This is a genomic window from Rhizobium sp. GR12 (assembly GCF_036596185.1).
Classification (GTDB): Bacteria; Pseudomonadota; Alphaproteobacteria; order Rhizobiales; family Rhizobiaceae; genus Agrobacterium; species Agrobacterium nepotum.
The window spans coordinates 1-25,216 of record NZ_JASXTH010000003.1; the positions used below are offsets into that span (position 1 = coordinate 1).

The following is a 25,216-nucleotide window of genomic DNA, read 5'->3' on the forward strand; positions in this document are numbered from 1 at the left end:
TAGCGTATTCCTTTGGTTATTCTGTGGACGGGGATATCGTAGGCCTTGCCGACGCGTCTGACTCCTATTCCCGCTGGCCCGGGGTCACAAGCTCCCCTGCCATGCAAATTCTGCAAGGCAGGGAAGCTTCCGTGCATACATACAAGTCGTTGGTGAATTCGGGAGCAGGAGCCTTCCGGCCTGGCAGCCAGCGCGCACTTTTCGCAGGCACACGCCGGTGGTTCGAGGCTGTCTGAATATTTCAGGCATTGCAGCGTGAACCCCGCCATGCCTGTCTGTCATGTCCGGGCGATCACGCTTTGATGAAGGCCAGGAGATCCGGATTGATCACGTCCGCATGCCACCTGGATACGGGATAGATCTTCAGCGTACCGCCCTTCACAAACTTCACCGGTAACTTGCCGGCGTTGTCGATCGGCACTGCCTGATGGTCGTCACCGTGCGTGACGGGTGTGGAACCGTAGTGACCTTCACGTCTTCCGTTTGGCCGGTTCCGAAGAGGGCCTTTATGCCCCCATAATGGACCCTGGCGCTGCCCATTATGCCCTGGCGCCACCAATTCTGGATGATACCCGGATAGACCTGGCGTCGGGACGGTTGAACCCGTAGAACGGACCGGTCGGAAAATCGATGACTAGCTGCGCGCGGTTTTTATCCCTGCCGGATTGCAAACTTTGCCGGATGGCTGGCTCTGTTCCGCATTTTTACGTCAGAGCGGATGTCTGGAGCTACGAATCACTCTTCACCGCCTGCCGCAGTTTCCCGATATGCCCTCTGCAAAGCGCCTCGATCAGGGTGTGGAGTTCAGCCGTTCTCTCCTGAAGCCATGCAAGTGCCTCTTCGCTGATCTCGAACTGCTTCGAATAACGCGCCTTGACGTAGGCTTCGTTGAGAATGTTGTACCAGGCGGTGAAACGCTGCTGGTCGCGCGGCCAGATTTCAACCAGCCGGCGGTCGCGATCCTCCGAAAGCCCGCGCAGGAATTTCAGATTGTGCGAGGGCGGGCTGTAGTTGGTCAGCGTCAGGAGGTAGCAGGAGTATGCTGTTTCAACTGCCTGGTGAAGATTGAAGGCAGCGTGATTAGGTTGGTTGTGGTTGATCGAATATAGCGCGAGTTCATGAAAGAATTTGGCGCTGTTGAGCTGGACACTAAAATGCTCTTCGGCCACCCTGAGAGCATCGACGGGGCTGAGTTGTTTCGGTTCGGCCAGCGGCCGGTCATCGAATTCGTAAAGGACAACACCTTCGCGGGCGAGATCGACGAAGAAGTACTGACCGTCATGCAAGAAGTTGCTGATCTCGCGGGCGCCATGCACGATGAGACCCACGGGTGTCTCGATCTCCCTGTCCCACATCAGCCGGTCGGTGGCCTTGTCCCAGTATTTCGGATCGGCCAGTTCCTTGTTGCTGACGATGACGAGAATATCGAAATCCGATCGATAGCCTTTCGACGTATGCGGCTCATCGACCCATGTGCCACGGGCGTAAGAACCGAACAGGATGATTTTATAAATCCGCCCGTCCTTTTTGGCATCCGACTTCGAGCGCTCGACAATACCGGCGAACTCTTCATGAATGATCCGGACGACCCTTTCCAGTTCGCGCTGCTTTGTCTGCGGAAGATGTCCGATATCCGATCTCATCGCCTTCACCACCGATTCTTCTGAACAGATATTCTAGCCGCGATCGGCAGGCCATTGCTACTCCACAATCTTATAGTGATTGCGAGGTCCATTCCTTTGATGCAATGCGGCGTTCATTAATCGCCTTCACATCGCGCCGAAGACAATGCCACCGGTCAAGTGGTCGAAGTCGGCTGCATAGCCCGCTCCCTCGGCGTGCCCCTGGCGCCGATAGTTTGGCTCCAGGTGGCAAGGCCTTCTGTGTAGCTGATTGCGCCCGCCAAACCGTTCTCGTCATGGGAACCTCCGATGTTGGTGCGGCGTCGTCGCTGATGCCGAGCGCAGCACCAAGATCACCTTCACGCCCAGCATCCTCGCCGCATAAGACAGCCCTTGGGCGTGATTGCCTGACGGACTGGCGATCACAGTTTCATGCCTTCAGCCTGGGCGGGTGTCTTCGATCGCTTCGCAAACGCTGGCAAAGCGTTCATTGTTCATTGACCAGACTTCCTTCCCAATCCCGCCAGCGCTCCTCGGCTATGGCGACACCGCACAACGTGTCCCATCTTCCTTACCTGCGCTGGGAATCTCCATGATCGGTCCACGAAGGTGGAGCCCCCAATGTTGCGGCAATCATACCCCGCAAAGGTCAGTCAATGATCAACAGCAACCCGAGTGGAACGAAGCCGTTGTTGCTGATCGGCGAAGACAGCGCAGGAATGCCTTAGAACCGGACACCGAGCTCCGCGTTAAAACCATGGTCGTGGGCGCCGTCGCCAAACTGGCCCTGATAGGAGATGGCGAGGGTGGCGCCGGGTGCGATATCGACATTGACACCGGCCGCGACTATTGCCGCGTCCTTCGCAAGCGGATTGCCGAACACGGTAAAGGCATCGGAACCGGAGAAAGCATGGATAGAGGTCGGCGTCGTGTCGCCATAGGCGTGCCTCCATCCCAGCATGCCGGCGAGATTCATCTGCATGTTGCCCATCCCCAGATCGTTTTCTGCGCGAACTCCGAGAGTGGTAAAGGTCGTATCCGTCGTCTCGCCGGAGGAGGCAAGAACTGCAGCGCCGCCATTTTCCCCGAAGCCATCCGTCTTGACAGTGACATGAGCGAGATTGACGAAGGGCTCGAAGTTGCCGGCCGGCGTTTCTATCTGGTAGCCAAACTCGCCGAAGGTCTGCAATGTGCTGGCATCGTAGCCTGCCGATAAGCTATCCGCGAAGCCGGTGAAACCAACGGATCGGTTGGTCTTGACGTCGTTCCAGGTGTAGGCGAGGCCGGACCGGAACGAGAGGGCTTTCCATTGTGTCCCGGCATAAAGCCCGACGTGATAGTTGTCGCTCGAGGCTGACGAGGCCCGATCATCTGCATCAAACGACGAATGGCTGTAGCCGGCCAGCAGGCCCAGCCGCCAGGCATCGGTGACCATGGCGTCGGCGCCGCCGACAAAGCCGCCGGTCGAGCGATCGAGCCTGCCGGCATTGCCGTTTGCATCTGTCGTCCCCCATGAACCAAAACCCGTGCCCCAGAAGGCAGGGCCTGAAGGGGCTTTCCCCGGGGTAGAATCAACGCCAAGGGCTGAGCGCAGCCGATCATTGGACACGTTTCTGATGTGGCGTGAATCCTCGATCAGCCCGGCTGCCACTGATGCGTGAATCTCACCCGAAAGCAGGTCGAATGCGGTCCTGGCCGCTGGCCGGTCGAGCTGCACGACCGCGTCGTGAAGCGCGTTACCATTGGGCAGGCTTTCCAATCCTTGCGCTGTGGCAATCTGATTGTGCGTCTCGGCGATCGCGGCAAAGCCGATGTCGTTTCGGGTCAGTGAGAGCGTGACATCATTGCCGTTATAGCCAAGCGAGGGATCAAGGAATGCAAAGTCGGAGGTGACAGCGTCAAAGGACCCGTTTACGCCATGCTCTGCCGAAAGGATCGTGTAGGTGGCCGCTGGATCATATGTGCCGGTCATGCCGATATGGGCAACAGTACCACCGTTGAGGGTAGCCGATCCCGACACCTTGATCAGGTCGCTTTGTTTGCCGCCCGGAGCAACCTCGACCTCGTAGCGGGAGCCGGTATTGAATGTCAGATTGCCATCAACGGTCAGCGTGCCTGTCGAATTGCCGGGCGCCAGGGTCGAACCGGAAGCCAGGGTCACCGTTGAACCCGTTCCTGATCCAATCGTGCCTGCGCCCTGCAGACGTCCGCCGTTTTCAATAAGCGCGGAGCCGCCGAGCGCCTCGTTGACGACAAGTGTCGTGTCCGAAACCTGGCTCAGACCTGCAAAGCTGGAATTATCGCCGGTCAGCGCGATCTGCCCCCCGCCATCGAAGGCAACTGTTCCAGAACCTGTGATGGCTCCGCTATAGGTCCCATTGTAGTCCTGGCTGAAGGTAAAGCGGGTCGCTGATGCCAGTTCGAGATCACCTCCGAAGCGGTCTGTTGCCGAAACGAGGCCACCCTCCTCGACATTCCAGGCGAGCGTCGACACCCCGCCAAGGGTGAGCGTCCCTGCACCACGCTTGATCATCTCGCCGCGGGTGCCGTCCAGGCCAGCGATATCACCGGCAAAGCTTCCGTCTCCGGCTTGATCGAAGATTACGGCCCCGGCGTTGGCGATTGAACCGCGAATTGCATCGGTATCTGCGACCAGAACTCCAGCGCGAACAAGTGTATTGCCCCCATAGGTGTTCTTTCCCGAAAGCTTCAATGTGCCTGTCCCCAGCTTCTCAAGGCCGCCCGTCCCCGATATCGCGCCGGACAAGGCAAGCTCGCGATCGCCGAAAACATCGACACGCCCGGAAGCGTTAAGGGTGATTGCACGACCGGAGCTAAAGCCGGTCGTTGTGGCCAGCACTCCACCATCGAAGATCAATCCACCCGACGATGCGCCGAGACTGGCGTCCGACGACAGCCACAGGGTCCCGGCGGCAATCCGGGTACCACCGGTGTAGGCATTGTTGCCGGTCAGGACGAGGGACCCGGCACCGGTCTTCACCAGACTGGAGGCGCCACCGAGCGTCGCGGATATTCCGGCTGCCATTCCACTGTCTGAAGCTCCCCCATCGCCAACCCTGATGATGGTTTCGCCATTCAGGCCAAGCAGCTCGACAGGATCGCCCGAGACGCGATATCCGTCGGTGGCAAACTGCATGCCAGTGACACCGATCGCGCCTGCGGTATCGTCGACCGTGACTGCCCCGGACGTTCCCTGAAAGATGGCAAAGGTCGGATTCGGTTTGAAGGATCCGTTGACCGAACCATTCTCAGAGGTCCAGTTACGCCCGTCCGCCGTCCAGGTACCGGAGCCTCCATCCACGGCATTGTTATCGTGCAATGCTGCATCGCCCCCGTCCCAGAAACCGAGCTCCGCTCCGGCGGTTGAGACCAGATTGACCTGACCCTCGACTGCGGTCTGGATGGAGAGATCATCCGCCACGACGCCCGCCGGCGTCCAGCCGATGGAAAGGCCATTGTCCGTTAACCCTCCGGCGTAGTCGAACAGTCGGTAGACCCCGGTCCCGAAGCCACCCTGATCGGTGATCTCAAGCGTACCGTCGAGCGTGAGATTGCCACCGACATCGAAAAGCGCCGGAGACGAGATTCCTCCCAGTGCGACATCAATGGTGCTGCCTGCATCAAGCCTCAGATTACCGTTAATAGCCAGGGACTGTCCCTGTTGGCCCGATAGAATACCACCGTTGGAGAGTATCAGGCTGCCCTCAATCGCACCGCTACCCGTAACCCGTCCTGTGTCAGAGGCGTCAACATTGCCGCCAACGAGGCCGTTCACCTGGAAGTTGCCGCCGTGCACCGAAGCTGAGCCTCCGAGGCGGTCTGAGACCGTCAACTCGCCCCCTGTTATCTCGGTGGTTCCGGTGAAGCCCGCGCTTTCGCCGCTTAAAACAGTCGCACCGTTCTCGTGCAGGATCCGTCCTTGCCCACGAATATCGGGAGCGAAATCCAGGACTGAACCGTCAGGACCGCCGGTATGATTGAACACCAGACCACCCGTGCCTGATCCGAAGAGCAGTTCGCTTACTTCGAGCGTGCCTGCAGACGTGGCGGTCTGGCCGGAGGCAGAGCCTATGTTGAGCGTACCGCTTCCAGTGGCGGGATCGTCACCCAGCACAACCGCGCTAGTTCCGCCACCGACCGACACCACTCCACCATCAGCGATCGTCAGGGTGCCCGTGCCGGAAGCGCCCACGACAAGAGAGCCGCTATTGTTCCAACTTGATCCTGCGCCCGAGACCGTCACCGAGCCTTTGCCGCCGGTCCCAAATCCGACATACCCGGCGTCGGAACGGACCGATCCTCCATCCTTGATAGTCGATGTCCCGGTGCCAAAAGAACCGACAAAGAGCGCACCGCTATTGGTCCAGTTTGACCCAGTTCCCGAGACCGTTACGGTACCCGTGCTCTCCGTGCCAAATCCGATATAGCCATATGTATCACTGACCGCGCCGCCATTCTCGACAATCATCGTGCCTTCGCTGGAATAGCCGACAGCGAGATAGCCGCCATTGACCCAGGCCGATCGGGTACCCGAGACGGTGACGTCGCCGATCCCGCCGAGATCATTTCCGACATTGCTGTAGGCGGAACTGACTGTTCCTCCGTCCTTGATCGTCAGTGTGCCCGTGCCGGAATGTCCGACATTGAGCTCACCGGTACTCCAGATCGAGGCTTGGCCACTAACTGTCACCTCGCCGGACGATGCCGATTGGACACCGACAAATGCGTCCGTGTTCGAAACACTGCCGCCACCGCTGATTTCCAGAATGCCGGAGCTGGAATAGCCAACATTGAGGATGCCGTAATTGGCCCAGTCGGTGGCCTCGCCGACGACGCGCATCGTCGCATCGCCATTTCCCTCGGCATCGATTGTCCCGTTGGCCGATCCAAGCTGCCCGGTCAGGTCCAATGAGCCCGCGGCAACATCCAGGCCGCCGAAGAAGCTGGCACTGTTTCCGGAGAGCGTGAGAGTGCCTGCACCGCGTTTCGTCAGTTCTCCGCCGCCGGTGATCGGCATGGACAGAGCAAGATCGCCATCACTGTCGATCGTCAACCGTGCCGCAGCTCCGGTAAGATTGACCGCTGATGCTGCGAACGAGACCACGCCACCGTCGCCGATCTGAAGCGCACCATCCGCAACCGTCACCCCACCCGAAAACTGGGTGGCGCCCGTAAGCACCAGCGTACCCATCCCGGACTTGTTCAGGCTGTTGAAGCCACCGTTCTCCCAGATGTTGGCGTCTATGGTGTCCACATCCGAGATGGTCACACCGAATATGGCGGCCCCAGAGTTCGCATTGATATCCGCAACGTCGAGGATGCCGCCATTACTGATCTTGATCGCGGTGGTGTTGTTCAGGTCGAGAACATTGGCGGTAAACCGTCCCTGGTCCGAGATGTTGAGTTCCCAAGGCATTCCTTGCGGCCATCCGAAGCCAGCTCCGTTCTCGACGGTGATCTGCGAACCTGCGCCGGAGACGGAAATCGTGCCGCTGCCGGCTCCGCCGGACGCAGATAAAGTCGATGTACGGAATTTCCCGCCGTTTTCGACGGTCAAAATGCCGGCACCATCCTGCCAGCCAAGCGACGTAATCGTCTGGACGGTGACCGCCGATCCTTCCCCGTCCACAAGCAGGGTACCTGAGGAGCCCGGCAAAAATCCGAGCGTCAGCTGGCCGGCTATGTCGAGCGTGCCTGCGTTCTCGACTTTCAGTGTATTCGTACCCTCGGCACCGACATAAACATGCGTTGCGACTGCCCCCGGCGCATCGACGTGTGTTACTCCGCCACCGCGCATGTCGACAGTATCCTGGGCGGCCGGTATTACCTCGTTCTGCCAATTGGTCGGCATGAACCAGCTCCCGTCCGTGCCTGACTTCCATCCTGCGCGGGCCTCCTGAGCCTGAAGCGGCGTTACGCCGAACGCGGCGGAGGTGATGACGGCCGTCGAGATCGAGAGAAGGAACCGCAGCCTCGCGGTCAGCGACGGGCACGAGCTTGGCTTGCCGTCTGCTGCCGACCAAAGAGCCTTCGGTGGCGTGACCATGGAGTCCGTATTCGACATTGATGACTATTCCTTAGGGCATCCACCCGTTCACAGTCGGTCCGCAACGTCCTGTTAAGGCGTCCAGAAGCTCGGCGCGATACGTGGCGGGACATCCAGGTCGTCGGTGCGCCACGCGCTTATTGAAGGCTTTGCGAGGCGAAGGTCGCGGAAAGGGGACAACAGCGTTCCCCACTTAAAGCTTTCGTGCCGGGCAATCAGAATTTTATGCCCAGGCCAACCTTGACGGTGTGCTGGTCTACATCGACATTGGCGCCCTGAAGGTCCTTGTCGCCGAAATCGTTGTAGCGGTACTCGACACGGCCAAAGACATTGTTGGTGAAAGCGTAATCCAGGCCGGCGCCGACTGTGTAGCCACTGAAGGTGGCCTCGTCTTTACCAAGGCCCGGCACATCCACATAGCCCTGAGTTGCAGCCCAGCCCGCCGTGGCGTAGAGGAGCGCGTGATCGAAGGCGTAACCGACCCTGCCGCGCACCGAACCAGCCCAGTCTGTCCCGAATTCGGCGCCGAAAATTTCCTTTTCGTTCCAGTTGTATTCGACATCGCCCTCGATGCCGAGCACGAGATTATTATCAAACTGGTAGTTGTAGCCCGCGAAAGCCCCGAAGAGTCCGCCATTGACGTCTTCGGAACTGGACAGGCCGAAAGCTGAAAACTCTCCTGTGGCCCAGGCACCGCCGCCCTGAATGCCGAGATATGCGCCTGACCAACTAAAGCCAGGCGATTCGAATGCGGCCGGCAACGGCGATTGCTCTGCGACGACATCGGCGGCCTGTGCTGTCGAAGCAGCCAGCACGATGAAGGCGGAAAGGATCAGTTTTTCCATAGTACAATATCCCGGTTGCAATGCGTCAACGGGACGAACCCCTCGATCCGCTGCGCAAATTCGAGGCTAAAGAAGCAAAACTTTGAACCGAACATAAGAAGCGATCAGCAGGTTGAGGTGAATCTATCCCGGCGCGCAAACCGAACCCGGTAAAATGCTCACAGCGCGCAAGGTGGGTGCCGCCGGCCATGCAGACGTGTCCGTCACTTTCCCCACAGGGATGCGCGATCGAACCAGCTTTGCGATTCGTGGCCTCCCTTCAGCCAGTTGCTTTGTGCGACGGTGCGGATTTCGCGCGGCGTCAGCCCATGACGGCGTTGAAAGGCGCGCGTGAAATTGTGGGCGTAAACGAAGCCATGCTCAAGACCGATATCCGCTATCGTTTTGTGAGCTTGCGCCGGATCGCGCAGCGCCGCGCGCGCAAGGTCCAGGCGTCGTTTCTGAAGATAGGTTGCCACTCCGCCGTCACCGGAAAACAGATAGGAGAGTTTGCGCAGGGAAATATCAAACGCAGAGGCGATCGCGGCCGGGGAAATACTCGGATCCAGCGCACGTGCATCGATGTATCGGCGGATTTCGCCAAGTTGTGCGACAGACACTCCCCGTGAAAAATCTTCCTTCTTTGCGCCGTTCAGAGTGGCGGCGACGAGCTCGACGGTCGGGGTCGCCAGCGCCGCTGCCTGCCTGTCGCTGAGAAGCGGAAGCGCGCGCCAGAGATTGTCCAAATGGTTGCGCAGCAACATTGCCATAGGTTCGCCGGCGGCGAGAACTCTCATGTTGTGTTCGTCGGGATTGTCCAACAACGGCGCAAGTATGGTTCGGGGAACGAACAGGGTCAGGTTGGCAAAATCGCTTGCCGATCCCGCATGGGGCTGTGCTGCATCGTGAATGACCAGGTCTCCCGGTGCAGCCTGCGCCTCCCCTCGTCCGTCCTTCCGGCTCCAGTGGCCTGCAAGATAATATTGAAGCTCGAAATGATCGTATCCGTCTGCGCCGATACGATAGCTGGAACGGCTCAGTTTCTGGGCGACGCTGACGCAGTAGGTCAGCAGGAGTTCGCCGAGCCGGTACGTACAATGTGTCGTATGGAATGTTTCGGGCCGCGAGATATTGACGTCGTAAAGTGAACCGGCGGTTTCCTGCCAGAAGTCCAGTGCCCGTTTCAAGGGCAGCGAACGGGTATCCGTTCTGAACACGAGATTGGCCGGATCGCCGGCCCCATTCTGATCTGTCTGTTTCTCACTCATGCCAGCCTCGCCGGGTTGGTTGCAGCGCCGGTTCATCCTGCCTGATCTATCCGCCGCGAGCGACTACACTCGAGACGGGATACCGTGGCCCACGAAGTGCAGACATCAGGAAGCCATATTCCCCAATCCTTGCGCAGAATTGCATGGATGCTGGCGACTGATTGCCGGATAGTCTCTCGCTGCCATAACGGACGACATGTTTTGAGAACATCCGTAAAGCCGAGTCAACTGCAGGGTGAGCGGCCGGAAGGGCAAATCCCGATCCGGCTCGTTCTTTCGTGGCGGTCAAGCGGATAATCGAACGGCGTCAGATCAGCAATGGTTACGCCTGCTGGCCGTCTTGACCCAAGCTCGCTGCCGAGGATGCCTGGGGCATGAGGAACGCGCCTATATCTCGAATGACTGTCCCCAGATCACCCGGGTCGTGGGCGACATCTCCGACAAAAGCACGCCTCTGTCGCTGCTTCTGCACATCCTCGGCAAAGGCCTGTGTCAGCGCATCCGGCAGGTCTTGCGGTATCGCCGTCCCGCGTCGCGCGAAGGTAGCGGATCGCCCGTGGTAACCTGTTGTCGTCAAAGGTGAAGGACCGACTGAGAATCCAGATGTCGTAAAAGTCCTTCATCCGGCTATTCGCCTGCCCCAGCGCCACCATCGCCTGAAACTTCTCGGCAATGACGGTTTCCCGCGCATAGCCCCGTAGACGGGGTATTGGGAAGTCGAGCATTGAAGGATAGTCCAGTTCTTCGGCACCAGGCTCCAGTGCATCGCCAAAGCCGATGTCGATCGTCAGACTGATCCGGGCGCCGCTGATCAAGTTCGCCGGGCGTGGCCTTGCGCTGGCGAAGCACTTCCTGGAGGCCTCGATCGCCGCCGACAGGCCGACCTTATCGCGATATCGGAAACAGTCCGCGATTGTTTTGACAACCTCAAAGACCTTGACGCTCACGCCCTCGACAACATGGGTTTCGACGCTGTCGTTGAGCAGACTTTCGGTAAAACGCACGATGCGAATGGGTCTGCAGCGGCAAAAACACGCTCGCGGATTTGGCTGAACCCCGCTCCTTCAGCGCGTATTCGAAATGCTCCGCGACGACCCAATGATGGACGTGGTGTGCCAGCCGACCGCAATCGCATTGTTCCGAGTGTTCGATCCGATGCCAGCGGGACGAGCTCCCAGATGATCTACAGCCAACTCCGTCACAAACATCACGTCGTCCTCGATCGCCTCGAGATAGATGCCTTCATTTGAGGCGTCCTATAACATTTCCTCAAATCTGGTATAGCCAATGAATTTGCGCAAGTTCCGGTTCAGACAGTGGCGGCGTTGGAACAATCGCGATCCAGCTTGCCAAACACTTGGGCGCAACGGTCGCAACGACCACCAGTGCGAAGAATGCGGCTCTCGTCAAAGTCTCTACGCGGACGACCTGCGGCTATCGGCGGACCGCTGCCCTTCTCAACAGGCAGCGGCGAGCGAGCGAGCTGGCTTTGAAGCGGAAGCTGTCGTTCCCGATTTCGTTCGCTCCGCAAGATAATAAGACTGGAAGACATCCCCCGTTGCTGGGGCACGACGCTCGTCTCCCAATGTGGTCTCCAGTCGTCCTGTCGGCTTTCTCAGGCACGGTCATAGGTGAACGAAGTCAGTAGGGTCGTCACGAAGTTGCTCGCCCGCTCCTTGACCAGGACTTCTGTCCATTCGTCGGTGCCCCGCAGCCTGAGGTCGGAGTGGATGCTATCGACCGCCGCTTCCTCGATTCGTTTGATATGCGCCTTGAATGCTGCCTCGCCGCCAGCGTGATACATGTCACGAATGACCATTCGCAGGATTTCCTGGATCGCGATCTGCCACGACGTGTTGATCGCTTGAAGCTCATTGTTATCCGGCGCCATTTAGACACTCCTATACTGAGGGATTTCGGCGTGGTCTCATCCCGCCATGTGGCTGGTGCGACGCCGGGTTCTGATAACCAATAGGGAGAGGAGATTCAGGCCTGTCTCGCCTTGCGATTAGCGTAGCGCCGATCACGTTCGGCCTTTCGCTCCGCTTCATCATTGATGAGCCTCGCGATGCGGGCTTTGTCCGCAGCTCCGCGCGCCTCAATTTCCGCAAGTGCAGCCGCAGTCTGCCGGTCTACTGCTTCGGTTGCGAGTCGGTGCCGCTCTTCCTTCAAGCGCTCGCGTTCGAGCTGACGTGCTTCCCGGGCAGAGGCAATCGCTGCCCGCTCTTCCCGTTTTGCTGTCTTTGCTGGATCATCTGCGATCCGTGCGGCACGATAGGCGTTGATAAGAACGTTTCTGGCATCGGCAGCCGCGGTGCGCCGATCAACAAACTCATTAACTTTAGGCTTCTTCATAATTTATCCTCACAAGGTTGTTGGCCAGCTGAGCATTTCGATCCGGCGCGTTTCGCTACAAGGGCAGACGTCGCTGTGGCGCGCTCGTCGAGTTCCTTGGCAAGGCGCGCTTCACGAAGCCGCAGCGTCTTCGCCTCACGGGCCTGTTCGACGGACCGGAGTTCTTCAGCGGCCCTGTCCCTCGCAAAAAATTGCGTCTGGGTGTTCCCGAAGGCGATTTCCGCCTGCTGGCGGGATTTGCTGTATTTCTCTGTCATGGTGGTTCCGATCACGAGTCCGGGAGACGAGCACAAAAGAAAAAGGCCAGGCAAAAATGCCTGGCCTTGAATTGATAACGTGCTCTCCGGCAGTGCCAGTACATCCGTGGTCAAAGGGAAAGCAGATACCGAATTAGGCGTTCTGCAGATTGCAGGCCGACATTTTACCAGACTTGTTGTCGCGCTCCAGGTCGAAGCCGATCTTCTGGCCTTCCACGAGTTCGCGCATGCCTGCACGCTCGACGGCAGAAATATGAACGAACGCATCGGCGCCGCCATTGTCAGGCTGAATGAAGCCGAAGCCCTTGGTGGAATTGAACCATTTAACTGTGCCAGTGGTCATGATGAACCCTTTCAAAGCATAGAGTGAGGGACCGCGGAAGCGAGGCTTCGCGGACGGTGATAACGACTATTTTTGAAAGGAAGTTCGCTTAGAGCGCGGTGCCAATCGCGCGGTAGACAAAGTTCGGCAAGCAAAAGATCGATAAACCAGTAATAGCGGCTTTCGTGGAAGAGTCAACCGGTAGTTTTTCAGAACCAGCGTTGTGCGTGGCTGATAAACTAGCGGCCACAATCATTGTGGAAGGTAGCGCTGATCATGCTGGCCGCTTCCATGTCCGAGACGAGCTGGAGGATCCCGGGGGGCAGCTACGGGCACCCGAGAAAGAATATGACCGCCTGACCGGCACCAAGTGACGCCCCGGGCAAGCAGGTCCGCCTCAAGCTGTTCCTCAATCATCTCCAGAAAGGACGCTGCGCGCACAGGTTTGAGAACCGCCCTTGTTGCCGTGGAGCTTGGCCTGATCGACAAGAAAGGCGACGGCCGGCCCCAAGGAGGCTGCCGGCATCCTTCTCCAACAGAGAGGGATAAACATGATGAGGATTTTAAAAGAGACGCATCAACCCGGCGTTTGGTGATGCCAAAATGACCACCGCACTGCTCGACCGCCTGACCCACCATTGCGAGATCGCCGAAACCGGAAACGACTCCTGGCGCTTCAAAAACCGCTCTCAAAGCTAAAGCCGAAGATACGTATCACCCGCACTTGACCTGCCCTCTGCAACCGCGGCCAGCACCGGACGGGCCAAGCGCTGATCGTCTACAGGGGGTGACCTTCTTCTTAAGACCGCTCCTTTGGCGGTCGAAGCCGCAAGCCTGCTCAAGGACGAAGGCAACAAGTCCTGACAAAAAGAGGGAGGCGCTGTTTCTCAGCCGCTCCCTCTACGATCTTCCGACCTGTCTACCCTGCAAGACCGAACACTGTGACAAGGGCGGCCATGGGGGATGGCTCTGGCGAAAGCGGGTCATAGATGCAAGGCGCTGCGACCACGCCAAACAGCAGCATCCCAACAATCAGTCGTTTCATCACACACTCCGTGGTTTTGCGAGCCCGCTCAGGCAAGATTCAGCTCGACCGCGATGTTGCCCCGTGTTGCCCTGGAATAGGGGCAGGTCTGGTGGGCTTCATCAATCAGCGCCCGTGCAAGGTCGACATCCAGCCCTGGAAGGCTCACATTCAGCCTGGCCTGCAGCAGATAGGCGCCGGCCGCCACGCCGAGGTCTACTTCGGCGTCGACCGCCGTATTCGCAGGGAGCGCCAGCTTACGCTTGCCCGCAGCAATGCCAAGGGCACCGATGAAGCAGGCGGACCAGCCAGCCGCGAACAGTTGCTCGGGATTGGTACCGGGCTTGCCGCTGCCCGGAGGCGAAAGCCTGACGTCAAGCTGCGCATCGTCACTGCGCGCCGCACCGTCGCGTCCACCGGTGGTACGGGTCCTGCCGGTATAGAGAACCTTTTCGATCTTTGTCATGGAACAGTCCTTCGTTCGGTCGCATTGAGCGACGTGGTTGACGGGCCTGTTTTGCCGCATCGACGTATCCGGCATGTTTTCGAAAAGGATGGAATTGTATCGCAGCGTAGAGGCTGCAGGTCGGGCGTCGTCAGGGCAGCGTCACTTCCGCGGCAAGCCCACCGCCGTCGCGATTGTAGATCCGCACTGTCGCACCGATCGACACGGCAAGCTGCTGGGCGATGGCCAGTCCAAGCCCTGTGCCTCCCGTGTCCCGATTGCGGGACGTCTCAACGCGGTAGAAAGGTTGCATGGCGGACTCCAGCCTGTCGTCGGGAATGCCCGGTCCATGATCAGTGACCGTGATGACGATCTTTGCGTCGCCTGATCGTTCGACGCTGATCTCGGCAGCACCGGCAAACTTGAGGGCGTTGTCGATGAAATTGGTCAGGATACGCCGCAATGCATGCGGTTTGGTCAGGGCGGTCCCCTGAACGATTCCGGTTACGGAAACCGCCTTTCCGGTGTCCTGATAATCGTAGGCGATGCTGTCGATGAAGGATGCGAGATCGATGCGCGCGTTCTTTTCGCCATTGCTGTGCGAACTGCGCGCATAGGCAATTCCATCCTGCACAAGCCGCTCGATTTCGCGCAGGTCGCTTACCAGCTTGTCCTTTTCCGGGCTGTCGTCCGCCATGTCGGCGCGAAGCCGCATGCGCGTGATCGGCGTCTGCAGGTCATGTGAGATTGCGGCGAGAATCTGCACCCGTTCCTCCAGGTGATGGGCGATACGGTCACGCATGGCGTTGAAGGCGCGCACCGCATGCGCAACCTCGCTCGGTCCATCCTCATTCAGGGGAGAACCTTGTGTGCCGGGATCGAGTGCATCGGCAGCAGCGGCGAGAGCGCCCAGCGGACGAATTGCGAGGCGCACAGCAAACCACGTGCAGAGGATGAGCAGAACCATCTGCGCTGCGAAGACATAGGGCAGCCATTCGGCCAAGGGCATCACCCCGCGCGGGATCACATCGATGGTCAGCGGCGAACCGTCCGACAGCGTCAGATGCCCCTGCAGCCGCATGTGGTCGCCCGGAATGGCTTCGACGCGGATCTGAAACCTGTTGCCAGCCGCCTGCCCTATCCGGTCTGCGATCTCCGCACCACGACCCGATAAATCCGGAACACCGGGAAGCCCAGGCCCCAGAACAAGGCGGTAGCTGCCACGGCTCAGGCGATCCAGCCAATCGGCCCGCTCGTTGGCGGGAAGCCGGTCGAGAATTGCGATCGACGTTGCCAGATCGCTTTCCAGTGTCCCGAGCATGACGGCCTTGGCCGACATATAGCGCTCGGCAAAAAGAATGCTGAAGGACAGGCCATAGGCGACCGCCAGTCCGGCAAAAAGGATCAGGAACAATCGCAAGCGCAACGTCCTTGGCCACCAGCCGAAACGGGCCTTGCCGCTCCCTCTCATGTCCTGGACACCGAAATCTCGACCGGTACGGAGAATACATAACCTTCGGCCCGCACCGTCTTGATATAGGTCGGCTCGCGCGCATCGTCGCCAAGCCGCTGGCGCAGGCGACTGACCAGAAGGTCGATCGAGCGGTCGAACAGTTCGGCATCGCGGCCCTGCGTGAGGTTCAGGATCTGGTCGCGATTGAGCACGCGTTGCGGGTGATCGATGAACACCCGCAGCAGCCGGTATTCAGCGCCGCTCAAGGCTATTTCCGTCCCGTCCCGGTCGAGAAGATGCCGACCGACGGTGTCGAGGCGCCAATCGCCAAACGTCAACAGTTGCCCGGCCTCGCTGATCTGCAGGTTGGGCGGCAGCATACGCGTGCGCCGTAGCACCGCCTTGATGCGGGCAAGAAGTTCTCGCGCCGCAAACGGCTTCGGCAGATAGTCGTCGGCGCCCATTTCGAGCCCGATGATACGGTCCATCTCGTCGTCGCGTGCCGTCAGCATGATTACCGGCGTCGCCTTGTGCTTGCCAGCGCGCAGCTCGCGGCAAAGCACCAATCCGTCATCGCCCGGCATCATCACATCGAGCACGATGAGGTCGACCGTACTGGCCTCCAGGAAACTGCGCATCTGCCGGCCGTCGGCAGCGACCGTCGTCCGGAGGCCATTCTTCTTCAGATAACTCGAGACCAACTCGCGAATTTCGCGGTCGTCATCGACGATCAGAATGTGGTCGATATGCTCCATCTGTGGCCTTTCAAACCTTCGCACTCACGAGACATCAGTTTCCGTATTGGCTGCCGCGAGTAAAGCCGTTTTTCGTGGCAGCCAACACCATCAGAATCTCGCGACATCGATGATGGCCTGAGCGAATGCCTCTGGTGCCTCCTGAGGCAGATTATGTCCGATACCCGCTACGTCCCGGTGCTCATATCGTCCGGAAAACTTCATTATATAGGCGGAAGGTTGCGGATGAGGCGCACCATTGGCATTCCCTTCCATGGTGATCGTCGGAATTGTGATCACCGGCCCCATCGCGAGCTGCTTCTCGAAGTCATCGTATGCCGGTTCGCCTTCAGCAAGGCCAAGTCGCCAGCGATAGTTGTGGACGGTGATATCCACGTGGTCCGGATTGTCGAGGGCAGCGGCAGAGCGATTGAAAGTCGCGTCGTCAAAGGTCCAGGTGGGCGATGCTGTCCGCCAGATGAGCTTTGCAAACTCGTGCGTGTTGGCCGCATAGCCAAGCCGCCCCCGCTCGGTGGCGAAGTAGAACTGATACCACCAGGAGAGTTCCGCGGCCGGCGGAAGCGGCTTGCTGTTGGCGACCTGGCTGCCGATGAGATAGCCGCTGACGGACACCATCGCCTGGCAGCGATCCGGCCAGAGAGCCGCCATGATGTTGACGGTGCGCGCACCCCAGTCATATCCACCCAGGATCGCTTTTTCGACGCCGAGTGCATCCATAAAGGCGATCATATCGGCAGCCAGCGCCGCCTGCTGGCCGTTTCGCGGGGTCTTGTCCGAAAGGAAACGCGTTGTGCCGTAGCCACGCAGATAGGGAATGAGCACGCGGTAGCCTGCATCGGCCAGGATCGGTGCCACGTCGACATAGCTATGGATGTCGTACGGCCAGCCGTGGACGAGCAGGACAACGGCACCATCGGCCGGGCCGGCTTCCGCATATCCGATATCGAGCACCCCTGCCTTGATTTGCTTGAGTGCTGCGAACGAAGTGTGCCCTCCTGCCCCAACCGAGGCCGCGGCGGGCGTCTGGGCGTTGGCGATCGTGCTCATGCCCAACGGGGTGGCAGCCACGGTCATGGCGGCGATACCGAAGAAGCGGCGGCGCTGGTGGTTGAATTGAAGGGACATCTTTCTCTCCGTCTCGATTGATTGTGATGGAGAGAAGGCCAGGTCCACGTATCTCGCATGTGTCCCGTCAAGCCCGCAATTGAATGCGGATGTAGCCTCCGGCGCCTTCGATACAGTCTGATACAATTCGCACCACCTGCTGCCCGGCCTTGCCAACGGTTTGTATCACTCTGTCGTGGATAAGCCAGGCCTTACACTGCGGTACACTTCCGATGGAAGCCGGACACATCCGGGATACGTCGCTCCGACCAGACTGGCCCTGTTGCTGGTCGTGCTCCGTCGCCGTCCAGAACCCGACCAACCGGTTTCAAGGAAACGACGATGACACTTCTCATCATTGCCTATCTCGGAGGGGCGCTGACCATCCTCAGCCCGTGCATCCTTCCCATTCTCCCCTTCATCTTTGCCCGGGCCGGACAGCCCTTTATCAGAAGCACCCTTCCCATGCTGATCGGCATGAGCGCCACTTTTGCGCTGGTAGCAACGCTTGCAGCAGTCGGCGGGAGTTGGGCGATCCATGCCAATGAATACGGTCGTCTCGCCGCGATCCTGCTGCTCACCGTCTTCGGGGTCAGTCTGTTGTCACCACGCGTTGCGAGAATCATCACCCAACCCGTCGTCGATTTCGGCAACAAGCTGCTGAACGCTTCGGGCAGACCTGGATCCGTGCCGACTGCGGCGAAATCCTTCATCCTCGGCGTCGCGACCGGGCTGCTCTGGGCGCCCTGCGCCGGGCCGATCCTCGGCCTTCTGCTGACGGGCGCGGCACTAAATGGTGCCAACCTTCAGACGACACTGTTGCTCGTCGCTTATGCTGCTGGTGCTGCGACATCGTTTGCCATTGCCCTGCTTGTCGGGGGCAGGATCTTCGCCGGCATGAAGCGGTCGCTCGGCATTGGCGAACGTATTCGGCAGGTGCTGGGAGCCGCGGTTCTGGCTGGCGTTGCCGTCATTGCGCTCGGCCTCGACACCGGCCTCCTCGCGCGGCTTTCCTATGCCAGCACGACCACATTCGAGCAGGCCGTGCTTGACCGACTGCAGACGAGACCGGCCGCGGACACCTCCGCCGAGATGGCAAGCAACAACGTCACGGCTGCCGTCCGCGATGCAGATCGGCCGTTCCGGAGCAAATTGCCTGTCGAGGGCGAGGCGCCGTCGCTGAATGGCGCCGTCGAATGGCTGAACGCGTCGCCGCTGACGACGGAACAGCTTCGCGGCAAGGTCGTCCTCGTCGATTTCTGGACCTACTCCTGCATCAACTGCATCAGAACCGTCCCCTATGTCCGCGCCTGGGCCGACAAATTTAAGGGTCAGGGTCTCGTCGTGATCGGCGTGCACGCCCCGGAATTCGCCTTCGAGAAGAAGATCGACAACGTCAAGAAGGCGATCGACGATTTCGGGATCGGTTATCCGGTTGCGATCGACAACGACTACAAGATCTGGCGCGCGTTTGAAAACAGCTACTGGCCGGCACACTACCTGATCGATGCAAAGGGCCAGATCCGCTACCATCATTTCGGCGAAGGCAACTACCGCCAGACCGAGCAGGCGATCCAGGACCTGCTGCGCGAAGCCGGCAACGACCTGGCCGCGACCACAACGGTGACGCCCGACGCCAAGGGCGCCGAGGCGAGCCCCGATCTCAGGAACATCCGCTCCGGCGAGAGCTATCTCGGCTATGAGCGCGCCGCAGGCTTCGTCTCTCCGGAAGGCCTGCGCGCGGATGTCGCTAACGGATATTCCGTCGACAGACCCGCTCTCAATGAATGGGGCCTCTCTGGACGCTGGACGGTCGGCGCTGAACACGCCGTGCTGGACCAGCCGGATGGCAGCATCGTCTATCGCTTCAGCGCGCGCGACCTGCATCTGGTTCTCGGACCCGGCGCCACCGGCAAACCTGTTCGCTTCCAGGTGACGATCGACGGTAAGGCGCCCGGGTCCGATCATGGCGCGGATACCGATGCCGACGGCTACGGCACGGTGACGTCGACCAGGCTCTACCAGCTCGTTCGCCAGTCCGGCGACGTGGAGGAACGGACATTTGAAATCCACTTCCTCGATCCAGGCGTCGAAGCCTACGCCTTCACCTTCGGCTGAGACCCGTCCTTGTCACCAAAACCACCCACGACAACAGGAGTAAAACGCATGAAACGACATTCCATCTCGATCCTCGCACTCGCCTTCACCACCAGCATCATCGCTTTTTCGGCGCAGGCCGCCGAGGTCAAGAACATCGTCATCGTTCATGGCGCACTTGCCGACGGTTCCGGCTGGCGCAAGGCATCCGATATCCTCGTCAACCGCGGTTTCAATGTCACGATCGTCCAGCAGCCGATTACGTCGCTCGCCGACGATATTGCTGCTACCAACAGGGTGCTCGATTTGCAGGACGGCCCGACGCTTCTCGTCGGTCACAGTTATGGCGGAATGGTGATCACTGAGGCTGGCCACAGCCCCGTTGTCGCTGGTCTGGTCTACGTCGCGGCCTTCCAGCCCGACGAGGGGGAAAGCCTCCTCAGCCTTGCAAGTTCAAAGCCTGCCGGCGGCATGAATATCCGCGAGACGAAAGACGGGAAGTACCTCTATCTCGACCCCGCCGCCTTCGCGAACGACTTCGCCGCCGACCTGCCGAAAGACGACGCAGCGTTTCTGGCAAGGTCGCAGGTTTTCGCCTCGAAGGAGGCTTTCTCCGCCAGGGTCGGGAATCCCGCCTGGAAGACGAAGCAGAGCTGGTCCATTGTTGCGACCGAGGACCGATCCATCAATCCCGAACTGGAACGTAAGATGGCGAAGCGCGCCGGCAGCACAGTGACTGAGATCAAGTCCAGCCACGCCGTCTTCTCCTCTCAGCCCCAAAAGGTTGCCGACGTCATCGAAAGGGCAGCGGAAGCACTCTAGCCCCAATATGGAGAGTGGCGATCCGGCAACAATGGATCGCCACTGAACTCTTTGAAGTCTTGAAGACGTTCGATCGCAGGTAGTGCGCCTGTTTGTCGAACGCACTGAGAAATCAATTTTTTGCTTCGATCGATGCGGATCCTAAAATTGTCGCTGGAGGAATGACGAAATTGCCAGGCCGGAGACGTTAATCTTCAGGAAGAGCATCCGGCCATTGCTGCGCCCCGTGAAGGACACATAGTGTGCGGACTGTCGTCTGTCACGATACAAGCGGCAACGTAAGGCGTACCGGAAAACGACCAGCTCGCGTGTCCCCGCAATCCCGCTGGGACGACCGCTTCCAATTCGGCTGATAGCGCTTTTCCGGCGCCCAAGCCGGACCTATCACATGGCCTGTGGTATACGGCTGATATTTGCGCCTGTTGATATGGAGAGGTACTTGCCGCCTGTTCCGCAGGAAGTGCTGATTTGTTCAGTACTACGACCTGATCAATGACCGGCTTCTCAACCACCGCAGAAAATTCTGGCGCGATAGACGGCATCTGCGATCGTACAAGTCACCTCCAGCCTACCAGGTAATCAAAGGTGATCCGCGCAGCTACGTATCACTACCAATCTGATCGAGGATAAACGCGTAACGTCTGCCCGCGAGATCTAACCACCATGGAAGTCGCTCAGGTCCGTAAGCGCATGGATCGCGTTGTGGCCCGGCTTGTTGTTGAGAATCGAAGGTCGAACGACAGTCCAGTCGAGGCCACTTTCCCTGATGATCGCCTCCTGCCGGTTCTTGTCGGCATAAACGTGACGCAGGAGCAGGGGGAAGACGACGTTGTCGAACAGGAAGCCGCCGTGTCCTTTGCTGTCGCCGGCGCCGATCCCGGTGATCGTGATCAGGCGTGAAACCTGTTCTGCCTTCATCAAGCGGACAAGAGCGCGGGTCGCGGCCGAGAGTAGGGTGACTTCCTTGAAAGGGCTCGCCGGCGTGCCGAGCGCAATGATGACAGCGTCGCGGCCTTTGACAGCCTGGCGCAGCGCCTTCTCGTCGCGGGCATCCCCGACGACAACTTTGCGCCCTTGAGATCGGCGGCTTTTCCCGGCGAGCGCACCAGGACCGTGACATCGTAGCCGCGGGCCAGCGCCTGGCTGACGACGTGGCGGCCGGTCGGTCCGGTGGCGCCGAGGATCAGGATTTTCGGTGCTTTGGCGGCATTCGTTTCGGTAACGGAGGTGGTCATTGTCCTGGTCCTCTTGAAAGGCAGGGCGCCTCGTCGAGAGGCGGGCCCTTTGGTTTCATGTCAAGGATGATCAGAGGCGGCCCTCTGCGAGCAGTTCGCGGGTCCGTCTCAGTGTCGACAGCAACGCGGACTTGTACCCCTTGTCGCTGTCGAACATCGTCTGCTCGGCCTGTTCTTCCGGGCCGTTTGGCTGCTTGCCGCGCAGGCCGATATAGCAGTAGAATTTGAGTTGCAGCGCACCGCTTTCGTCCTCGAACAGTTCGTTGACGATGGCGCCTTCGCGCGGACCGGTGGCCTGAAAAAAGGTGACTTTGCTCTGCGGTTCGAGGGTGATGATTTCGCGCAGGTCAGACCCAGCAATGGTGGCTTCGCGCACAAAGTGGGTCGCGCTTTCTTCCACGACATCGCAGCGGGTGCAGAGACCCGGCGGGAGGAACAGGCGCGCATCGCGCGCCTTTAGTTCCAGGCCTTTCCAGACCTGCTCGCGAGTGAGTTCTGTTTCGCCTTGCGGATTTACGGGAACGGTTGCGGTCGAATAGATCATGGTGATGGTCCTTGTTTTGAGGTGATGGGACGACTGGCCTCAGACAGCAGCCGCAGTTTCCGTGGCGAAGTCGCGGTAGGTGTGGAGCGGGCGGCCGAGGAGCGTCGTCAGGCGCTCGGCGTCGCCGCCCTCAGGCAGCATGCCGTCGGTCAGGAACCGCTCGCCCATCATGCGCATGTCGTAGGCCATCCACGGCGGCATGAACTGCTTGAGGTTCTGCTCGAAGGCAGAAGTATCGCCGCCGCCATAGTTGATCTGGCGGTCCAGAACGTCCGACCAGATGGCGGCGATATCCGTTCCGGTGAGTGTGTCGGGGCCGACAAGGTTGATGCGGGTGGTCGGAAGCGCTTGAGGAGCCTGTTCCCGACGCAGCAGTTCAATTGCAGCAATCTCCGCGATATCGCGGACGTCGATCATGGCAAGACCTTTGTCGCCGACAGGCATCGGATAGACGCCATAGCCAGTGATGACGTCTTTAATCGTCAGATCGTTCTGGATGAAGTAGGCCGGGCGCAGGATCGTGGCGCTCATGCCCATCTGCTCGATCATCCGCTCGACGCCGAACTTGCCTGCGAAGTGCGGGACGTTGACGTAGACGTCGGAGTGAATGACTGACAGGTACACGATCCGCTCAACGCCGGCCGAGCGGGCGACGTTGAGGGCAATCAGAGCCTGGGTAAATTCGTCCGATACGACGGCGTTCAGAAGGAACAGTGTAGATACACCTTCGAAGGCTGTACGGAGGGAGTCGACGTCGAGGAAGTCGCCCTTGACGACGGCAACGCCGGCCGGGAAGTCTGCCCTGGAGGGATCGCGAACGAGGGCACGAACGTCTGCGCCACGATGGACAAGGTGCTGGATGACCTGGCTGCCGATATTGCCGGTGGCGCCGGTAACGAGAATGGTCATGGGAAAATCTCCGGGTTTGTTTGCTTGACAGCCGGAATATGGACGGATCATTATCGACCCAATAGCCCATAAATCTAGACACTCCGTCTCACTGTTGGAACAGACCATGGATCTCCTTGCTCTTGTCGACTTCAACCTTGTGGCGCGCCATGGAGGCTTCGGCAAAGCTGCCCGTGCCGCCGGGCGACCTAAGGCAACGCTGTCACGCCGGGTGGCGGAGCTGGAGGCTGCCCTTGGACTGAGATTATTCGAACGTGGCGCTCGTAATCTGAAGCTCACTGATGAAGGGCGCGCCCTTCATCAGCGAACATCTGTACTGCTGATGGAGCTTGACGAGACAGCCACCGCCATTGCCTCAGGTGCGGAAAAGCCGCGTGGCCGCTTACGGATCAGCGCGCCGCTTCTCCTGTCGCAGACCGCCATGGGCAAGATCGGTGCGGGGTTCGCACTCAAATATCCGGAGGTACGCCTGGAAATCACGACCGAAGATCGGGCGGTGGACATGATCGAGGAAGGCTATGATCTGGTCATCCGCGTCAATCCGGATCCGGACGAAAGTCTCGTCGGACGAGCCTTCCTGCATGACCGCCTGGTCGTCGTGGCAAGCCCCAGCCTTCGCCGCCCTGCCGCGGGTATTTCCGCTCCAGGCGTCGTGCGCGGAACAGGCGATAGACAAACCTGGAATGTCATGACCGCCAAAGGCGCTGCTACGATCAACATCGAGCCAGTCCTTGCGCTTTCGTCGCTCATCATGGTCCGGGATGCCGTACGAACCGGCGTGGGTGCTGCACGTTTGCCGATATCGCTGGTGAGCCATGATCTGGCAGACGGCACTTTACAGCACTGGGGCGATATCGAGGGATCGGAGATCGCGCTCTGGGCGCTCTACCCATCGCGTCGGCTACTCAGCGCCCGCGTGTCAGCATTCCTTGATTACCTGAAGCACGCTTTTCCCGATGGGACGCCCGACGAGCTGGCCGCTTACGTTGGCAGATAGCCGAATGGAGCCCTTGATCGTGTTGCGCAAGACGCCGCCAAGCCGTCGGTTCGACCGAAACATCAAAAATTCCGTCGGCGCCGGTGCCCTCCCCGAGAGCATAACGAATCCAAGCACTTATTGCCTTCGCCCTCGAGGCGGCCTACAAAACCAACGATGCCGACAGGAGCTTTGCCGGTATCGCGGGGTCGTCCGCATCGGTAACGAGAAGCAGGTCCAGCGTTTCATTCTCTACCTTGGCGCTGATACCTTCCACCTTGTATGGCTGTTCGAGCTGATGCAGCGAGAGCAACCGCCCATTTTTGTCAACGATTCCGATCGCGGCACCTACGCAATGGCCATCAAGATATGCGTCGTCGGTATCTTCCGCTGCGGCGCAGAACACCACGTCACCATTGGGTAGAGCCGCTGCATCAGTGAAACAGAGCGGAACGCCTTCGATCGCACCAAGATCCACTCTCGTGATGGAGGATGGCGCAATGGCCGCGGTATCCGGACCTCGCAAAGCCTCGAGAACCGGAAGCAGCGGGTAGTGGATGATCGCGTTGTCGATATGTCTCTTGTTGCCCCGCTCAAATAGCAGGAGTTCATCACCAACTACGGCTGCTCCCTCAATGTTGAGCTCGGGGAACGCTTGATGAAGTGGGCCAAGCATCGCGGCCATGTCGACTTGCTCTGGTGAACCGCTGAGCGCACCTTGCGGATCAAGGCCGAGAAGAACACCGCGTCCGCGGTTTGGCCTCGATGCCGATCCCAGAGCCAGCAGAGCGCCATACGGAAATCCCTCGAAAGCCGGAACGAAGACCAGCGCCTCGAGATCCGGCTTTTGGCGCTTGCGCTCAGCCTTGATGATGGGCAAGTCACCCGCAAGCAGGCGGATCAGATGGCCCGGGCCATAGTCACCGCCGGAAAACACTCCGAGGTGAAGCTCATCGTCCGCAACGACATAGATGTGCGAGCCGACGCAGACCAGACCGCTTGCCGCGCTGATATAGGATGGCTGCGTGTCAGATCTGTCCGGAGAGATGTCGAGTTCTCGAAGTTCGGTAACAATCATCGATCATGGCTATCACCATGAACGCCCGGGCTCCACCGGCCAAGAAGCGATTTTTTGTT

General features: G+C 59.5%; 19 protein-coding genes and 6 pseudogenes. 4 read left to right on the forward strand and 21 right to left on the reverse strand.

Annotated features, from left to right (window positions below):
• Positions 1 to 292: 292 nt before the first annotated feature.
• The 12 genes and pseudogenes from QSK43_RS05850 to QSK43_RS05895 form a co-directional block, all read right to left on the reverse strand.
• A pseudogene (locus QSK43_RS05850) lies at positions 293 to 656 on the reverse strand (alpha/beta fold hydrolase); the annotation flags it as partial.
• Between the two features lie 72 nt (positions 657 to 728).
• Positions 729 to 1,643, reverse strand: a complete 915-nt coding sequence (locus tag QSK43_RS05855) for a nucleotidyltransferase and HEPN domain-containing protein (protein WP_332302640.1) — start codon at positions 1,641 to 1,643, stop codon at positions 729 to 731.
• A gap of 297 nt (positions 1,644 to 1,940) precedes the next feature.
• Positions 1,941 to 2,048: pseudogene (locus QSK43_RS27090) on the reverse strand (threonine/serine dehydratase); the annotation flags it as partial.
• A 298-nt stretch (positions 2,049 to 2,346) separates the two neighbouring features.
• The gene (locus tag QSK43_RS05860; protein ID WP_332302641.1) at positions 2,347 to 7,707 is read right to left on the reverse strand and encodes an autotransporter domain-containing protein; all 5,361 of its coding nucleotides are present in this window, start codon (positions 7,705 to 7,707) and stop codon (positions 2,347 to 2,349) included.
• Between the two features lie 197 nt (positions 7,708 to 7,904).
• The gene (locus QSK43_RS05865; protein WP_332302642.1) at positions 7,905 to 8,534 is read right to left on the reverse strand and encodes an outer membrane protein; all 630 of its coding nucleotides are present in this window, start codon (positions 8,532 to 8,534) and stop codon (positions 7,905 to 7,907) included.
• Between the two features lie 203 nt (positions 8,535 to 8,737).
• Complete coding sequence (locus QSK43_RS05870; RefSeq protein ID WP_332302643.1) at positions 8,738 to 9,781, reverse strand: helix-turn-helix domain-containing protein; 1,044 nt, start codon at positions 9,779 to 9,781, stop codon at positions 8,738 to 8,740.
• A gap of 322 nt (positions 9,782 to 10,103) precedes the next feature.
• A pseudogene (locus tag QSK43_RS05875) lies at positions 10,104 to 10,599 on the reverse strand (nucleotidyl transferase AbiEii/AbiGii toxin family protein); the annotation flags it as partial.
• Positions 10,595 to 10,797 (reverse strand): annotated as a pseudogene (locus tag QSK43_RS27095) (type IV toxin-antitoxin system AbiEi family antitoxin domain-containing protein); the annotation flags it as partial. The pseudogenes QSK43_RS05875 and QSK43_RS27095, both read right to left, overlap by 5 nt.
• Before the next feature lie 599 nt (positions 10,798 to 11,396).
• Positions 11,397 to 11,672 (reverse strand): hypothetical protein, encoded by a 276-nt coding sequence (locus tag QSK43_RS05880; RefSeq protein WP_332302644.1) that lies wholly within the window; start codon positions 11,670 to 11,672, stop codon positions 11,397 to 11,399.
• Positions 11,673 to 11,767: 95 nt separating this feature from the next.
• Positions 11,768 to 12,136, reverse strand: a complete 369-nt coding sequence (locus tag QSK43_RS05885) for a DUF6481 family protein (RefSeq protein WP_332302645.1) — start codon at positions 12,134 to 12,136, stop codon at positions 11,768 to 11,770.
• Complete coding sequence (locus QSK43_RS05890) at positions 12,133 to 12,393, reverse strand: hypothetical protein (protein ID WP_332302968.1); 261 nt, start codon at positions 12,391 to 12,393, stop codon at positions 12,133 to 12,135. Before QSK43_RS05890 ends, QSK43_RS05885 begins: the two co-directional genes overlap by 4 nt.
• A 133-nt stretch (positions 12,394 to 12,526) precedes the next feature.
• Positions 12,527 to 12,736, reverse strand: a complete 210-nt coding sequence (locus tag QSK43_RS05895; RefSeq protein WP_003588915.1) for a cold-shock protein — start codon at positions 12,734 to 12,736, stop codon at positions 12,527 to 12,529.
• Positions 12,737 to 13,303: 567 nt separating this feature from the next.
• On the opposite strand from QSK43_RS05895, the pseudogene QSK43_RS05900 reads away from it, so the two are divergent.
• Positions 13,304 to 13,414: pseudogene (locus QSK43_RS05900) on the forward strand (ATP-binding protein); the annotation flags it as partial.
• 220 nt (positions 13,415 to 13,634) lie between these two features.
• On the opposite strand, the gene QSK43_RS05905 reads toward QSK43_RS05900, so the two are convergent.
• From QSK43_RS05905 to QSK43_RS05925, 5 genes are all read right to left on the reverse strand, one after another.
• Complete coding sequence (locus QSK43_RS05905; RefSeq protein ID WP_332302646.1) at positions 13,635 to 13,760, reverse strand: hypothetical protein; 126 nt, start codon at positions 13,758 to 13,760, stop codon at positions 13,635 to 13,637.
• Between the two features lie 28 nt (positions 13,761 to 13,788).
• Positions 13,789 to 14,205, reverse strand: a complete 417-nt coding sequence (locus QSK43_RS05910) for an organic hydroperoxide resistance protein (protein ID WP_332302647.1) — start codon at positions 14,203 to 14,205, stop codon at positions 13,789 to 13,791.
• Positions 14,206 to 14,335: 130 nt separating this feature from the next.
• Positions 14,336 to 15,655 (reverse strand): sensor histidine kinase, encoded by a 1,320-nt coding sequence (locus tag QSK43_RS05915; protein WP_332302648.1) that lies wholly within the window; start codon positions 15,653 to 15,655, stop codon positions 14,336 to 14,338.
• The gene (locus QSK43_RS05920; RefSeq protein WP_332302649.1) at positions 15,652 to 16,392 is read right to left on the reverse strand and encodes a response regulator; all 741 of its coding nucleotides are present in this window, start codon (positions 16,390 to 16,392) and stop codon (positions 15,652 to 15,654) included. The genes QSK43_RS05915 and QSK43_RS05920 overlap by 4 nt, the downstream gene beginning before the upstream one ends.
• Positions 16,393 to 16,482: 90 nt before the next feature.
• Complete coding sequence (locus tag QSK43_RS05925) at positions 16,483 to 17,517, reverse strand: alpha/beta fold hydrolase (protein WP_332302650.1); 1,035 nt, start codon at positions 17,515 to 17,517, stop codon at positions 16,483 to 16,485.
• Positions 17,518 to 17,838: 321 nt separating this feature from the next.
• Between QSK43_RS05925 and QSK43_RS05930 the strand changes: the two genes are divergently transcribed.
• Both QSK43_RS05930 and QSK43_RS05935 read left to right on the forward strand, forming a co-directional pair.
• Complete coding sequence (locus tag QSK43_RS05930; RefSeq protein WP_332302651.1) at positions 17,839 to 19,614, forward strand: cytochrome c biogenesis protein DipZ; 1,776 nt, start codon at positions 17,839 to 17,841, stop codon at positions 19,612 to 19,614.
• Positions 19,615 to 19,662: 48 nt separating this feature from the next.
• A complete protein-coding gene (locus tag QSK43_RS05935; RefSeq protein ID WP_332302652.1) occupies positions 19,663 to 20,415 on the forward strand; it encodes an alpha/beta hydrolase in 753 nt (250 codons plus the stop codon).
• A gap of 598 nt (positions 20,416 to 21,013) precedes the next feature.
• Here QSK43_RS05935 and QSK43_RS05940 read toward each other — a convergent pair.
• The 3 genes and pseudogenes from QSK43_RS05940 to QSK43_RS05950 all read right to left on the reverse strand — a co-directional run bounded on the left by QSK43_RS05940 (position 21,014) and on the right by QSK43_RS05950 (position 23,103).
• Positions 21,014 to 21,650 (reverse strand): annotated as a pseudogene (locus QSK43_RS05940) (NAD(P)-dependent oxidoreductase).
• A 70-nt stretch (positions 21,651 to 21,720) separates the two neighbouring features.
• Complete coding sequence (locus QSK43_RS05945; protein WP_332302653.1) at positions 21,721 to 22,194, reverse strand: AtaL-like protein; 474 nt, start codon at positions 22,192 to 22,194, stop codon at positions 21,721 to 21,723.
• A 39-nt stretch (positions 22,195 to 22,233) separates the two neighbouring features.
• The gene (locus QSK43_RS05950) at positions 22,234 to 23,103 is read right to left on the reverse strand and encodes an SDR family oxidoreductase (protein WP_332302654.1); all 870 of its coding nucleotides are present in this window, start codon (positions 23,101 to 23,103) and stop codon (positions 22,234 to 22,236) included.
• Positions 23,104 to 23,209: 106 nt separating this feature from the next.
• Between QSK43_RS05950 and QSK43_RS05955 the strand changes: the two genes are divergently transcribed.
• Positions 23,210 to 24,100, forward strand: a complete 891-nt coding sequence (locus QSK43_RS05955) for a LysR family transcriptional regulator (protein WP_332302655.1) — start codon at positions 23,210 to 23,212, stop codon at positions 24,098 to 24,100.
• Between the two features lie 142 nt (positions 24,101 to 24,242).
• On the opposite strand, the gene QSK43_RS05960 is transcribed toward QSK43_RS05955, so the two are convergent.
• Positions 24,243 to 25,157, reverse strand: a complete 915-nt coding sequence (locus QSK43_RS05960) for a DUF6929 family protein (protein ID WP_332302656.1) — start codon at positions 25,155 to 25,157, stop codon at positions 24,243 to 24,245.
• Positions 25,158 to 25,216 lie beyond the last annotated feature (59 nt).

Excerpts from the sequence above, each read along its gene's own strand:
- QSK43_RS05855 (WP_332302640.1), bottom strand. The coding sequence starts at position 1,643 with ATGAGATCGGATATCGGACATCTTCCGCAGACAAAGCAGCGCGAACTG.
- QSK43_RS05860 (WP_332302641.1), bottom strand. The coding sequence starts at position 7,707 with ATGTCGAATACGGACTCCATGGTCACGCCACCGAAGGCTCTTTGGTCG.
- QSK43_RS05865 (WP_332302642.1), bottom strand. The coding sequence starts at position 8,534 with ATGGAAAAACTGATCCTTTCCGCCTTCATCGTGCTGGCTGCTTCGACA.
- QSK43_RS05870 (WP_332302643.1), bottom strand. The coding sequence starts at position 9,781 with ATGAGTGAGAAACAGACAGATCAGAATGGGGCCGGCGATCCGGCCAAT.
- QSK43_RS05880 (WP_332302644.1), bottom strand. The coding sequence starts at position 11,672 with ATGGCGCCGGATAACAATGAGCTTCAAGCGATCAACACGTCGTGGCAG.
- QSK43_RS05885 (WP_332302645.1), bottom strand. The coding sequence starts at position 12,136 with ATGAAGAAGCCTAAAGTTAATGAGTTTGTTGATCGGCGCACCGCGGCT.
- QSK43_RS05890 (WP_332302968.1), bottom strand. The coding sequence starts at position 12,393 with ATGACAGAGAAATACAGCAAATCCCGCCAGCAGGCGGAAATCGCCTTC.
- QSK43_RS05895 (WP_003588915.1), bottom strand. The coding sequence starts at position 12,736 with ATGACCACTGGCACAGTTAAATGGTTCAATTCCACCAAGGGCTTCGGC.
- QSK43_RS05905 (WP_332302646.1), bottom strand. The coding sequence starts at position 13,760 with ATGAAACGACTGATTGTTGGGATGCTGCTGTTTGGCGTGGTCGCAGCG.
- QSK43_RS05910 (WP_332302647.1), bottom strand. The coding sequence starts at position 14,205 with ATGACAAAGATCGAAAAGGTTCTCTATACCGGCAGGACCCGTACCACC.
- QSK43_RS05915 (WP_332302648.1), bottom strand. The coding sequence starts at position 15,655 with ATGAGAGGGAGCGGCAAGGCCCGTTTCGGCTGGTGGCCAAGGACGTTG.
- QSK43_RS05920 (WP_332302649.1), bottom strand. The coding sequence starts at position 16,392 with ATGGAGCATATCGACCACATTCTGATCGTCGATGACGACCGCGAAATT.
- QSK43_RS05925 (WP_332302650.1), bottom strand. The coding sequence starts at position 17,517 with ATGTCCCTTCAATTCAACCACCAGCGCCGCCGCTTCTTCGGTATCGCC.
- QSK43_RS05930 (WP_332302651.1), top strand. The coding sequence starts at position 17,839 with ATGACACTTCTCATCATTGCCTATCTCGGAGGGGCGCTGACCATCCTC.
- QSK43_RS05935 (WP_332302652.1), top strand. The coding sequence starts at position 19,663 with ATGAAACGACATTCCATCTCGATCCTCGCACTCGCCTTCACCACCAGC.
- QSK43_RS05945 (WP_332302653.1), bottom strand. The coding sequence starts at position 22,194 with ATGATCTATTCGACCGCAACCGTTCCCGTAAATCCGCAAGGCGAAACA.
- QSK43_RS05950 (WP_332302654.1), bottom strand. The coding sequence starts at position 23,103 with ATGACCATTCTCGTTACCGGCGCCACCGGCAATATCGGCAGCCAGGTC.
- QSK43_RS05955 (WP_332302655.1), top strand. The coding sequence starts at position 23,210 with ATGGATCTCCTTGCTCTTGTCGACTTCAACCTTGTGGCGCGCCATGGA.
- QSK43_RS05960 (WP_332302656.1), bottom strand. The coding sequence starts at position 25,157 with ATGATTGTTACCGAACTTCGAGAACTCGACATCTCTCCGGACAGATCT.